Genomic DNA, 11,821 nt, shown 5'->3' on the forward strand with positions numbered 1-11,821 from the left:
GATCACCCCTTCTGGAAGGGCTGGGGCGGTCAGCCGGCGATGGCCGCGCGCCGGAACAGGTCCGCGGGCATCTCCTCGTCCAGCCTCCAGGTGACGGCCATCGGGCGTTCGCCCTTGTGCTCGACGTAGCGGGCCGTGCCGTGGAAGACGTACGGCTCGGGGTGACGGTGGTCGTTCTCCGTGCGTTCCCTGGTGAACAGCAGGACGTGGCTGCCGGTGCGCTCGTGCCTCTGGTAGCGCAGGCCGGTGGCCGACCCCGCACCGGTCCGGTTCTGGGACTCCCAGTGGAACAGCTCCGGGGTCAGGGCGTAGTCGCGGTACATGGTCTGCGGGGAGAACTCCTTCTCGTTCTTGCGCAGGGTGACGAAGAGGGCGTCGCAGCGGGTGGCCGGGCACCACGCCACGCCCTCCCGCATGGTGGCGGGCACCGAACCGCCGAGGCTCGCCCAGCCCAGAGCGGCCAGGACCTCGTCGGCCGAGTAGTGGCCGTTGAGGACCAGCGGCACGCCGGCGAGCGTCGCGGGGAGCGGCTTGGTCACGTGGCGCGGGCGCTCCACGCCGTAGGCGAGGACGTCCAGGATCTCCGCGCACAGGTCCGGCTCGGCCCGCAACCGGTCCAGACCCTCGTCGTAGGTGGCGAAGCCGCCGCCGTCCCGCCAGAAGGAGAAGAACAACATGCGGGCGAACGCCTGCGTGATCGGCGGGCAGTCGTCGTAGCGGGGCCCGTCGGGACGCAGCAGGCCGGCGTAGGCCGCGGCCCGCGGGCGGTCGTCGACGTGGAGCAGTGCGCGGACCCGGCGGCCCAGGGCGTTCTCCAGCGGGGAGGCGGGGGCGGTGAGCAGGCCGGACCGGCGCAGCAGGTCGGTCCAGTAGCGGCGGTTGCGGTACAGGTCGTCGATGTCGCGGCCGCTCGCCTCCAGGTACTTCACGAGCGACGTCTCGGCGAGCGACCGGATCTCCTGCGTGACCATGGTGACCGTCGCGCTCAGATGGATCCGCAGCTCGTCGAGCAGGCGGTCTTTGGTGACCCGGTCCAGGACGATCTGCGAGCCCGACGGCAGCAGCGGGAAGTCGTTCCTGACCTGCGTCTCCAGCCGCCCTCGGACGAAGCCGGTGAGCGCCTGGAAGCGGTTGCCGAAGCGGTACTCCTTGCGGTGCTGGCCGACGAAGTCGAGGACGGTCAGCACGTCCTTGTCGGGCGTGCGGCGCAGGCCGCGGCCGAGCTGCTGCAGGAAGACGGTGGCGCTCTCGGTCGGACGCAGCAGGAGCAGGGTGTTGACGTCGGGCACGTCGAGGCCCTCGTTGAACAGGTCCACGGCGAACAGGAAGGTGACCTTCCCCTCGCGCAGGGCCTTCAGCGCGTCCTTGCGCGACAGGTCGTCGGTGCCGCTGTCCACCGCCCGGGAGGGCAGCCCCGCCTTGGTGAATAAGTCGGCCATGAAACGCGCGTGTCCCACCGAGACGCAGAATCCGAGCCCACGCACCGCCGCCACGTCGCTGACCTTGTCCAGGAGCGCGTTGAACACCAGCCGCGCCCGCGCGGTGTCGCCGGTGAGGACGTTGTCCAGCGACGCCAGGTCGTAGGAGCCGCGCGACCACTTCACCGTGCTGAGGTCGGTCTCGTCGTTGATGCCGAAATAGTGGAACGGGCAGAGCAGGTCGGCGTCGAGGGCGTCCCACAGGCGCAGCTCCGAGGCGATGCGGCCGTCGAAGAACTCGTCCTGCACCCAGGTGCCGTCCGCGCGTTCGGGAGTGGCGGTCAGGCCGAGGAGCTCCCTGGGCCGGAGACGGCCGATGATCTGGCGGTACGTGCGGGCGGCCGCATGGTGGAACTCGTCGATGACGACCACGTCGAAACGGTCGGGGGCGAAGGTGTCGATGATCCTGCTGAGGGACTGGACCGAGGCGAAGACGTGCTGCCAGTGCCGGGATCGTTCGTCGCCGACGTGCAGCTCGCCGAAGTCCGGGACGGCCAGCACCTGCCGGTAGGTGTGCATGGCCTGGGCCAGGATCTCCCTGCGGTGCGCCACGAACAGCAGGCTCGGCCGGCGGCCGAGACGCCGTTGCAGGTTGCGGTAGTCGAACGCGGCGACGACGGTCTTGCCCGTGCCGGTCGCGGCCACGAGCAGGTTCCGGTGCCGGTCGTGGACGGTCCGTTCGACGTCGAGGTCCTCCAGCATCTCCCGCTGGTGCGGGAAGGGATGCGGGACCAGGGCCGGGATGTCGAAGATCCGTTCACCGCTCCGCGACCGGGACAGCGCCTCGGCCAGCCGGCCGCCGTCCGTCTCCGGGTCGTACGGCTCGAACTCGGGACGGTTCCAGTAGGAGTCGAAGGTCGCCTCGAACTTGTCCAGCAGCCGGGGCGTCGTGACCGACGACAGGCGCACGTTCCATTCCAGCCCGTCCAGCAGGGCCGCGCGGGACAGGTTCGAGCTGCCGACGTACGCGGTGTCGAAGCCCGTACGGCGGCGCAGCAGCCACGCCTTGGCGTGCAGCCGGGTCGAGTTCTGCTCGTAACTGACACGGACCTCGGCGCCGAAGTCGCGGACCAGCCGGTCGAGCGCCTGGCGTTCGGTCGCGCCCATGTAGGTCGTGGTGATGACCCGCACCGGCACGCCGCGCCGCCCCAGCTCGGCCAGCGCACGTTCGAGGATGCGCAGCCCCGACCACTTGACGAACGCGCACAGCAGGTCGACCCGGTCGGCGCTGGCCAGCTCGGTGGCCAGCTCGTGGGCCAGGTTGGGGTCCTCGCGGGCGTTGGTGAGCAGGGCGGCCTCGGAGAGCGACGTCAGCGGCCTGGCGGGGGCGGTCGCGCCGGGCTCGTTCCTGACGACGGACAGCAGGCGGGCGGGCCCGTCGGAGACGACCTCCACCTCGGCGTCCGCGAGCAGGCCGAGCAGCCGGTTGGCCAGCCGCACCTGGTCGTCGGGGTCCTTGAGCGCGGCGAACGCCCGGGTGGCCGTCTCGCCCAGGAACCGGCCCAGCAGGTGGCTGACCTCCTCCTTGTCGACGGGGGAGATCTCGACGAGGTGATCCGCGTCCCGCCACGCGGCCGCGCGCTCCTGGAGTCCGCGGGTGAGCAGCGAGTCGTACAGGCCGGGGACGGGGGTGTCGGGCACGGGTCGCTGCCTCCTGATTCCTGGCGCCTGGACCTTGGATCCTGGATCGGGAGGATCAGCGTAGATCGGGCGCCGGCCGGGGCGCAGGTGATCAGGTGAGCTTGAGGAGGCCGGCGTCCACCACTCGGCGGCCGAAGGGGCGGGCGAGTTCGGCGAGGCGTTCGCAGCCGGGCTCGCCCAGGGCGCCGTACGCGGGCATGGCCAGGGTGTCGGTGCGGGTTTCGAGGTGGTGGCGCAGGGACTTGCCTTCGGGGGTCAGGTCGTTGTCGGGGGTCAGGAGGCCGCGGGTGCGGAGGGCGGTCTCGGCGTGGGCCCACTGGTCCGGGGGCCAGGCGCGGCTCATGGTGAGGAACGGCTTGGCGACCTCGCCGCTGGCCGCGTGCAGGACGAGGGCTTCGAGGCCGGTGATGCCCTCGGCCAGCAGTGTCGCCACGTGGCCGTCGCCGCGGAACTCGCGCAGGAGGGTCTGGGCGTGCCAGAGCTGGAGGACGGGGTCGTCGGGCCAGGGGAGGGCGGCGTGGGCGGCGAACAGGGGGCGGCCCTGGGGGTGGTCGCAGGCGGCCTCGGCGGCGCGCCTGGCCAGGGTCAGTACGGGGACGAGGTCGGGCAGTTCGTGCACGGCGGCCCGGCGGAGGGCTTCTCCGGCGGCTTCGAGGCGGGCCTGCAGGACCTGGGCGGGGGTGACCTTGTCCCAGGGGAGGGAGCGGCGTACGAGGTCGGGGTTGAAGTTGTAGAACGTGGCGATGACGAGGTCGGCGGGGGCGAGGCCCAAGGGGGCGGAGCGTGAGGTGAAATATCCGGACATACCGGTGAGGCCGAGGGCGGCGTACCGGGTGGTGGCCTCGGGGACGAAGTAGATCATCCCGTGGACGGGTTCCAGGCGGCGCCAGGCTTGGCGGGCGGTCCGGGCGAGGTGCTGGTCCATGGTCGGGCGGGCCTTTCGCGAAGGGCGACGGCGAGGGGGAGCCCCTGGTGGGAGCGCTTGCCGGGTGCGGGGTGCGGGAGGTGGAGGAGTTCGGCCGTGGTCAGGTGGTCGGAGGGGATTGGAGGGTGGTGATGAAGGCGGACATTCCGGCTAGCCATCTGTCCGGGGCTTCGGCCTTGCGGCGGTAGAAGTCGGCCACCTCGGGGTGGGGCAGGATGTGGAAACGTTCGGCGGCCAGGCCGTCGATCACGGCGGTCGCCACGTCGGCGGGGTCGAGGATCGCGCCCGACGCCCCCACGGCGCGCGCGGTCAGATGGTCCTCCTCGACGCCGCGTTCCAGCATCCCGGTGCGCACGCCCTGCGGGCACAGCACGCTGACCTTGATGCCGTGCGCGGCGTAGTGGATGGCCACCCACTCGGCGAAGGCGATGGCCGCGGCCTTGGTGACGGCATACGGCGCGTCGCCGGGGCAGCTCACCAGGCCGGCCGCCGAGCAGGTGTTCAGCAGGTAGCCGCCGCCGCGGGCGATCATGCCGGGGATGACGGCGCGGGCGGCGTGCACGTGGGCCAGGACGTTGACCGCGTACAGGGAGGTCCATTCCCGGAGGGGGGCGTCGAGGCCGGAGCCGCCGATGATGCCGGCGTTGGAGCAGAAGACGTCCACCGGGCCGAACGGGGTGGGCTCGGCCAGCGCGGCCACGTCGGACTCGACGGAGACGTCCGCGCGGACGGCCACCGCCCGCTCGCCGATCTCGTCGGCCACGGCCCTCGCGCCGGCTTCGTCCAGGTCGGCCAGGACGATGCCGGCGGCTCCCTCGGCGGCGAAGCGCAGGGCCATCGCCCGTCCGATGCCGCCGGCGGCGCCCGTCACGACGATCACCTTGTCCCGCACCCGCATGAGAACCTCCTGACCGACCAGCCGGTATCAGAACATGATTCTAATGACGACGGGCCGGATGGGAAGGGATGAGAAGTTCCTCATCCTGGCCTCAGGGTGGTCTCCTCGGCGCGGCAGACGCTCTACCTCATGAAACGCGTGATGCTCATTCTCGTAGCGCTGACGGCGGCGGGGTTCCTCTCGGCCGGCTGGGTACGGGCTGCCGGCGACGGGCCCGATCTGGGGGAGTCCGTCACGGTCTCGACCTCGCCGGGGACGTCGGCCGGCGACGCACGGCCGTTCACGTCGCCGGGAACCGAGGCGGAACCCGTCAAGCCGCCCGCGCCGAAGCCCGGAGGCGGCGATGATGATGGCGATGACGACCACCATCGCGCCTGGGCGGGCGGAGACGCCGACGATGACGATCGCGAAGACGACGATGACGATGACGACCGCGACGACGACGATGACGACGACTGAGCGGGGAGCCGGATGCGGGTGAGTGCCCGCGCCCGGATCGTGGGCTGGATGCTCGCCGTCGTCGGCCTGGCCCTCGCGGTCTCGATCTTCGCGACCTGGACCGTCCTGCTCGCCCGCCTCGACGACCGGATGAACCTGGAGTTCACCAACGAGGCCGAGAAACTGCGCAGGTACGCCGCCACCGCCCACGATCCCCGTACCGGCCGGCCGGTCTCCGACGTGCGGGAACTGCTCACCGGCTACCTGGCGATCAACGCGCCCGACCGCTGGGAGACCTTCTTCACCATGGTGGGCGGCCGGGCCGACCGCATCACCGCCGTCACGCCCCCGGCCCGGCTCGACACCGACGAGAAGCTGGTCAAGGCGCTGGCTGCGGCCACCAGGCCCGCCTACGGCGACACCGAGAGCGTCGAGGGCACGGTCAGGTACGCCGTCATCCCGGTCAGGGTGGCGGCCGACCCCCGTCCCGGCCATTTCGTCGCCGCCGTCTTCTACGACCGCCACCGGGGCGAGATCGTGGACGCGGTCGGCGTGCTCGGGCTGTCGGCGCTGGCCGCGCTGGCTCTGGCGGGGGCGGCGGGATGGTTCGTGGCGGGGCGGGTGCTGGCCCCGGTGCGGCTGGTGAGCCAGACGGCCGAGCAGATCAGCGACTCGGCCGACCTCACCCGCAGGCTCAAGGTGACCGGCGACGACGACGTGGCCGCGCTGGCCGCCACGTTCAACCACATGCTCGACCGCTTGGAACGTTCCTTCGCCGTCCAGCGCACGTTCGTGGACGACGCGGGGCACGAGCTGCGCACCCCCATCACGGTCATCCGCGGGCATCTGGAGCTGATGGGGGACGACCCGGCCGAACGGGCGGAGACCCTCGCCCTGGTCACCGACGAGCTGGACCGGATGAACCGGATCGTGGACGACCTCCTCACCCTGGCCAAGGCCGAGCAGCCCGGCTTTCTCGCGGTCGAGGAGGTCGAGCTGGCCGACCTGACGGTGAGCGTGGTGGCCAAGGCCCGGCCGCTGGGCGACCGGCGGTGGCGGGTCGACCAGGTGGCCGAGGCCCGGATCCCGGCCGACCGGCAACGGCTCACGCAGGCGCTCATGCAGCTGGTGGTGAACGCCGTCCGCCACACCATGGACGACGACCTCATCGCGGTCGGGTCGGCCGTGCGGGACGGGCGGGCCGAGTTGTGGGTGCGCGACAGCGGGCCGGGCGTCGCGCCCGCCGACCGGGAGCGCATCTTCCGCCGGTTCGTCAGGGGCGCGGGACGTACGGGCGGGCACGACGGGGCAGGACTGGGGCTGGCGATCGTCAGGTCGATCGCCGAGGCGCACGGAGGCGGTGTGAGAGTGGCGGACGTCCCGGCGGGGGGCGCTTGTTTCGTGATGACGTTGCCGCTGGCCAGGACATGAACCGGATCCTGATCGCCGAGGACGAGAGCAGGATCGCGGCCTTCCTGGAGAAGGGCCTGCGCGGGAACGGCTTCGTCACGGCCGTGGTCACGGACGGCGTCGCGGCCTACGACCTGGCCGGTTCGGGCGGGTTCGACCTGTTACTGCTGGACATCGGGCTGCCGCTCAGCGACGGGTTCACCGTGCTGCGGCGGCTGCGGGAGGCGAAGGTGGCCATCCCGGTGATCATCCTGACCGCCCGGGGCGGCGTGACCGACACGGTCGCCGGGCTCGAAGGGGGCGCCGACGACTACATCGCCAAGCCGTTCGCCTTCGAGGAGCTGTTGGCCCGGGTCAGACTGCGGCTGCGGGCCGACCGCACGCCCGAGCCGACCGTGTTGCGGGTCGGGGACCTGGCGCTCGACCTGCGGACCCGGCGGGCGCACGTCGGCGACCGCGTGGTGGACCTGTCCACCAGGGAGTTCGCGCTGGCGGAGATCTTCTGCCGGCATCCCGACCAGGTGCTGACCCGTGAGCAGCTGCTCAGCCACGTCTGGGGCTTCGACTTCGACCCCGGCTCGAACGTCGTGGACGTCTACGTCCGCTACCTGCGCAGGAAGATCGGCCCCGACCGGATCGAGACCGTGCGCGGCACCGGCTACCGGATGAGAGCCGCCTAATGGGCGCCTCACGGCTCCCTCACCGGCGGGCCGCAGGCTGGTGGACATGAGAACGAGGGGCAAGACACCGTGACGGCCGGACTGGCGATGGACCTGGCGGCGATCACCGTCCTCGCCTACGGCCTGTACTACCGGCGGCACCACCGGCGCGACCTGCTGTTCGCCTACGTGGCGCTGAACGTGGGCATCTTCGCGGTGGTCTCCCTGCTGCTGGTCCAGCGGGTGGACCTGGCGGTCGGGTTCGGGCTGTTCGGGGTGTTGTCGATCATCCGGCTGCGGTCCAGCGAGATCACCCAGCAGGAGATCGCCTACTACTTCGTGGCCATCGTCCTCGGGCTGGTGAACGGCATCGCCTCCCAGCTGCCGCTGACCGCGCTGCTCCTGGACGGCGTGCTGCTGGCCGTCGTGCACGTCGCCGACCATCCCCGCCTGCTGGGCCGCACCAGGCAGCAGGTGGTGACGCTGGACGTCGTGCACGCCGACCCCGAGCTGCTCAGGGCCGACCTGGAGAGCCGGTTGCGGGGCCGCGTCCTGCACTGCGTCGTCACCCAGGTGGACTACGTGCGCGACGTGACCGTCGTGGACGTGCGCTTCCAGATCGCCGAGGTGGCCCCATGAGGGACGCGGGCGCGCTGATGGCGGGCGTCGCGGCCGGGCTGCCGCCGGTCGGGCTGGACGACGTGCCGGAGCTGATGAGGCGGGTGGACCGCAAGTACGTGGTCAGCGTCCCGGCCATGGCCGAGCTGGTGGCCGTGCTCGGTGACCGGTTGTCGGTGCTGCGGATCGGGGCGTTGCGCCAGTTCCGCTACACCTCGACCTACTTCGACACGCCCGACCTGCTGACCTTCCGCCAGCACCGGCAGGACCGGCGGCGCCGCTTCAAGCTGCGCACCCGTACGTACCTGGACGGGGGCGGGCGGTGGCTGGAGCTGAAACTGAACGGCACCCGCGGCAACACCGACAAACACCGCATCCCGTACGACGCCGCACCGGCCGGCGAGCTGACCCGCGAGGCCATGGAGTTCGTCGGCGACACGCTGAGCAGCGAGCTGAGCGTCGTCGTGCCCGACGCGCTCGGGCCCGTGCTGTCCACCGACTACCGGCGGGTCACGCTCGTCGACCGGGCCGGGCAGGCCCGGCTGACCTGCGACACCGGCCTGCTCTGCCACGACGGCGGCCGCCGGGTGCCCGCCCGCCGCGACCGGGTGCTGCTGGAGTCGAAGTCGGCCGACGGGCGGGCGCTGGTGGACCGGGTGCTGCGCGGGCTGGGGGTGCGGCCGGTCAGCGTGAGCAAGTACTGCCTGGCGGTGGCCGCGCTCCGGGGCGTCCCGGCCAACCGCTGGCAGCCCGTCATACGGGGATATCTTGCGCTATAGCGGCAGGCCGCCGGTCGCCGCGCTCGTCGAACCGGTCGCCTGGTAGGCCGCGATCGTGCGCTCGGCGATGCGCATCTGGTGGATCTCGTCGGCGCCGTCGGCGAAGCGGGCCCAGCGGGCGTGCTGGAACATGCTCGCCAGCGGCGTGTCGGTGGAGTAGCCGAGCGCGCCGTGCACCTGGATCGCCCGGTCGACGATGCGGTTGAGGCTGTTGGCCACGAAATGCTTGGCCATCGACACCTCCGTACGGAAGTCCTCGCCCCGGTCGATCTTGGAGGCGGCGTGCAGGACCATGAGCTTGCACTGGTAGAGCTCCATGGCCGAGTCGGCGATCAGCCACTGCACGCCCTGCTTCTCGGCCAGCAGCGAGCCGTGGCTGTAGCGGTTGAGCGCCCGGTCCACCATCATGTCCAGCGCCGTCTCGGCCTGCGAGATCCACCGCATGCAGTGGGCGAGCCGCGCCGGGCCCAGCCGGTACTGGCCCAGCCGGTGGCCGTTGCCCCGGCCGCCGAGGATCGCGCTGTCGGGCACCCGCAGGTCCTCGATCACGATCTCGCTGTGGCCGGTCGAGCCGTGCATCGTCTCGACCTCGCGCACGTCCTTCCAGCCCGGGTTGGGCAGGTCCACCAGGAAGGCCGTGTTCGCGCCGCGCGAGCCCTCGGGCACGTCCTGCTCGGTGCGCGCGATGAGGATGGCGAAGCTCGCCCGGCGGGCGTTGGAGATGAACCACTTGTGGCCGTTGATCACCCACTCGTCGCCGTCCTTGACCGCCTCGGTGCGGATCAGGGTCGGGTCGGACCCGGCGACCTCGGGCTCGGTCATCGCGAAGCACGACATCTGGACGCCGTCCAGCAGCGGCCGCAGGTACTTCTCCTTCTGCTCGTCGTCCGCCCAGTGGAGCAGCGTGTGCATGTTGCCCTCGTCGGGGGCCTGGCAGTTGAGCACCCACGGGCCGATGCGGGTCTTGGCCGCCTCCGACTGCACCATGGCCAGCTCGACGTGGCCGAGGCCCATGCCGCCCCACTCCTTCGGCATGTGCGGCAGCCACAGGCCCTCGGCCCTGGCCCGGCGGCGCAGCTCGAAGATCGTGCGGAGGTAGGCGTCCCGGTCGCCCTCCTCCACGCCGGACATCGCGGGGATCACGGTCTCCTGGACGAAGGACCTGACCCGCTTGCGGATCTCCTCGTGCTCGGGGGCGAGAGTGAAATCGATGGCCATGACTCTCCTTCGGCGATTTCACCGATAGTACTATCGGTGAAATCAGGCACAAGTCCCGTGAGGCGATCGTGACCAGCACACCGCTCAGCAGGAGCGAGGCGAAGGACCTGACCCGGCGCAGGCTGCTCGGGGCGGCCCTGACCATCCTCGACGAGGAGGGCGAGACCGGCCTGACCACGGGCAAGGTCGCCAAGGCCGCCGGCATCGCCCAGTCGAGCTTCTACGTGCACTTCAAGGACATGCAGGAGCTGCTGCGGGTGCTCGCCGAGGAGAGCGGCGACCGGCTGCGCGGCGAGATGCGGGAGGCCCGGCGCAGGGCCCGCGAGGCGCCCGGCGACCTCGAACGCCACCGCGACACCTTCCGCATCCCGCTGGAGGCGATCTGCCGCCACCCCGAGCTGCTGCGCATCCAGCTGCGCGCGCGGCACGACCCGTCCTCCTCGCTGCGCGACTTCGCCGCCCGTACGGCCGCGGCCTACCGCGAGCACCACGCGGCCGACCTGGCCGCGCTCGGCTACACGGCCGGGGACGAACGGGACCGGCGCCGCCTCGAGATGATCGCCGAGGGCGTCAACGCGGCCACGAACGCCCTGGCCATCGGCCACCTCGAAGGCCGCTACCCCGACCTGGACGAGTGCGCCGACATCCTGGTCGCGCTGTCCAGGGGCGCGCTGCGGCTGCTCAGGCACGACTCAGGCGGGGCGGCGGAGCGGGGTGAAGGCCCAGGTCATGCGGGGCTCGACGGCCCAGCGGAAGAGCCGGCGCACCCAGGGCGTGCACAGCAGGGTGGCGGTCAGGACGCCCAGCAGGAGTGACAGCGGCAGCCCGAGGCCGAGCCGCTCGGCGCCCTTCACCACGAACCCGTGCAGCAGGTACGCGTACATGGTGGCCGAGCCCAGCCCGCTGAACCAGGTGCGCCGGGCCGGGGTGACCGCCAGGAACGCCGCCACCAGCACCGCCCCCGCCGTCAGCAGTCCCAGCCTGATCGCGGTGCCGGTGAGGTCGTCCACGCCGATGGCCGCGTTGGAGTGCCGCCACCTGATCCACTCGGTCGGCACCCGCTCGTGCACGAGCAGCGCGACCGAAAGCCCCAGCCCCAGCACGCAGAACCCGGCCAGCCGCACGGAGGGCCGCCGCAGCAGGGCGAAGTGCTCGGGCCGCACCATCAGGCCGAGCACGTAGAACGGCAGCAGCGCGAACGTGCGGTTCATGGCCAGCTCGCCGGGCAACCGGTCGAGCCCGGTCAGCAGGGACAGCGCGACCGCGACCGCGAGCGGCCACTTGAGCTGCTGCCACACCGGCGTGGACAGCCGCCACAGGAACAGCGAGAGCAGGAACCAGGTGAGGTAGTACGGGTCGAGCAGGCTCAGCTCGAACGTGCCGTACAGGATCGGGCGGGGGAGCGAGTAGGCCAGCTCGAAGATCAGGTAGGGGACGGCGAGGGTGGAAAGGAGTTTGCGCGCCTTGCCCCCCGAAAAAGTGAAATTTCGGGACAAATAGCCACTTAGTACGATGAACAGCGGCATGTGGAAGACGTACACGTAGAAGTACAAGGCGTGGGCGAGCGGCGCGTCGCGCTGGTCCTCGATCAGGTGACCGCACACGACCAGCACGATGGCCAGGTACTTCGCGTGGTCGAAGAACGGGTCCCTGGCGGTGGCGGGCCGGGCGATGACGGGTGCGTTCACAGACTCCGCACCCTAGCCGCGGCCCGCCGAACCGCCGGGAAACCGGGAATGAGGGCTCACCGAAGAGCG

10 protein-coding genes and 1 pseudogene are annotated in these 11,821 nt (G+C 71.5%); 6 read left to right on the plus strand and 5 right to left on the minus strand.

Annotated elements, in window-relative coordinates; genetic code table 11:
- Positions 1-29: 29 nt before the first annotated feature.
- The 3 genes from AB0J71_RS35000 to AB0J71_RS35010 all read right to left on the minus strand — a co-directional run bounded on the left by AB0J71_RS35000 (position 30) and on the right by AB0J71_RS35010 (position 4,942).
- Positions 30-3,119 carry a DUF3427 domain-containing protein gene (locus AB0J71_RS35000; protein ID WP_364418185.1) on the minus strand — a complete coding sequence of 1,030 codons (3,090 nt, stop codon included), beginning with the start codon at positions 3,117-3,119 and terminating at the stop codon, positions 30-32.
- Between the two features lie 91 nt (positions 3,120-3,210).
- The gene (locus AB0J71_RS35005; protein WP_364418187.1) at positions 3,211-4,044 is read right to left on the minus strand and encodes a hypothetical protein; all 834 of its coding nucleotides are present in this window, start codon (positions 4,042-4,044) and stop codon (positions 3,211-3,213) included.
- Positions 4,045-4,144: 100 nt separating this feature from the next.
- On the minus strand, positions 4,145-4,942 hold the full coding sequence (locus tag AB0J71_RS35010; RefSeq protein WP_364418189.1) for an SDR family oxidoreductase: 798 nt from the start codon (positions 4,940-4,942) through the stop codon (positions 4,145-4,147).
- Between the two features lie 129 nt (positions 4,943-5,071).
- Between AB0J71_RS35010 and AB0J71_RS35015 the strand changes: the two genes are divergently transcribed.
- From AB0J71_RS35015 to AB0J71_RS35035, 5 genes are all read left to right on the plus strand, one after another.
- Positions 5,072-5,401, plus strand: a complete 330-nt coding sequence (locus tag AB0J71_RS35015) for a hypothetical protein (RefSeq protein ID WP_352319658.1) — start codon at positions 5,072-5,074, stop codon at positions 5,399-5,401.
- Positions 5,402-5,413: 12 nt separating this feature from the next.
- A complete protein-coding gene (locus tag AB0J71_RS35020) occupies positions 5,414-6,811 on the plus strand; it encodes a HAMP domain-containing sensor histidine kinase (protein WP_364418191.1) in 1,398 nt (465 codons plus the stop codon).
- Positions 6,808-7,470: a response regulator transcription factor gene (locus tag AB0J71_RS35025; protein ID WP_352319662.1), complete on the plus strand. Its 663-nt coding sequence runs from the start codon at positions 6,808-6,810 to the stop codon at positions 7,468-7,470. Before AB0J71_RS35020 ends, AB0J71_RS35025 begins: the two co-directional genes overlap by 4 nt.
- 87 nt (positions 7,471-7,557) lie before the next feature.
- Positions 7,558-8,088: a DUF4956 domain-containing protein gene (locus tag AB0J71_RS35030; RefSeq protein WP_352319689.1), complete on the plus strand. Its 531-nt coding sequence runs from the start codon at positions 7,558-7,560 to the stop codon at positions 8,086-8,088.
- Positions 8,085-8,846 carry a polyphosphate polymerase domain-containing protein gene (locus AB0J71_RS35035; RefSeq protein ID WP_364418193.1) on the plus strand — a complete coding sequence of 254 codons (762 nt, stop codon included), beginning with the start codon at positions 8,085-8,087 and terminating at the stop codon, positions 8,844-8,846. Before AB0J71_RS35030 ends, AB0J71_RS35035 begins: the two co-directional genes overlap by 4 nt.
- On the opposite strand, the gene AB0J71_RS35040 is transcribed toward AB0J71_RS35035, so the two are convergent.
- Positions 8,841-10,064, minus strand: coding sequence for an acyl-CoA dehydrogenase family protein (locus AB0J71_RS35040; RefSeq protein WP_352319665.1), 1,224 nt, complete (start codon positions 10,062-10,064; stop codon positions 8,841-8,843). The genes AB0J71_RS35035 and AB0J71_RS35040 overlap by 6 nt on opposite strands.
- 68 nt (positions 10,065-10,132) lie before the next feature.
- Here AB0J71_RS35040 and AB0J71_RS35045 point away from each other — a divergent pair.
- Positions 10,133-10,309, plus strand: a pseudogene (locus AB0J71_RS35045) (TetR family transcriptional regulator); the annotation flags it as partial.
- Positions 10,310-10,756: 447 nt separating this feature from the next.
- Here AB0J71_RS35045 and AB0J71_RS35050 read toward each other — a convergent pair.
- The gene (locus tag AB0J71_RS35050; protein ID WP_364418195.1) at positions 10,757-11,752 is read right to left on the minus strand and encodes an acyltransferase family protein; all 996 of its coding nucleotides are present in this window, start codon (positions 11,750-11,752) and stop codon (positions 10,757-10,759) included.
- Positions 11,753-11,821 lie beyond the last annotated feature (69 nt).

The sequence above is a fragment of the Nonomuraea sp. NPDC049637 genome (assembly GCF_040675235.1).
Lineage (GTDB): Bacteria > Actinomycetota > Actinomycetes > Streptosporangiales > Streptosporangiaceae > Nonomuraea.

What these genes read in the sequence shown, in the direction of transcription:
- AB0J71_RS35005 (WP_364418187.1), bottom strand. Translation starts at nt 4,044, where the DNA reads ATGGACCAGCACCTCGCCCGGACCGCCCGCCAAGCCTGGCGCCGCCTG.
- AB0J71_RS35010 (WP_364418189.1), bottom strand. Translation starts at nt 4,942, where the DNA reads ATGCGGGTGCGGGACAAGGTGATCGTCGTGACGGGCGCCGCCGGCGGC.
- AB0J71_RS35015 (WP_352319658.1), top strand. Translation starts at nt 5,072, where the DNA reads ATGAAACGCGTGATGCTCATTCTCGTAGCGCTGACGGCGGCGGGGTTC.
- AB0J71_RS35020 (WP_364418191.1), top strand. Translation starts at nt 5,414, where the DNA reads ATGCGGGTGAGTGCCCGCGCCCGGATCGTGGGCTGGATGCTCGCCGTC.
- AB0J71_RS35025 (WP_352319662.1), top strand. Translation starts at nt 6,808, where the DNA reads ATGAACCGGATCCTGATCGCCGAGGACGAGAGCAGGATCGCGGCCTTC.
- AB0J71_RS35030 (WP_352319689.1), top strand. Translation starts at nt 7,558, where the DNA reads ATGGACCTGGCGGCGATCACCGTCCTCGCCTACGGCCTGTACTACCGG.
- AB0J71_RS35035 (WP_364418193.1), top strand. Translation starts at nt 8,085, where the DNA reads ATGAGGGACGCGGGCGCGCTGATGGCGGGCGTCGCGGCCGGGCTGCCG.
- AB0J71_RS35040 (WP_352319665.1), bottom strand. Translation starts at nt 10,064, where the DNA reads ATGGCCATCGATTTCACTCTCGCCCCCGAGCACGAGGAGATCCGCAAG.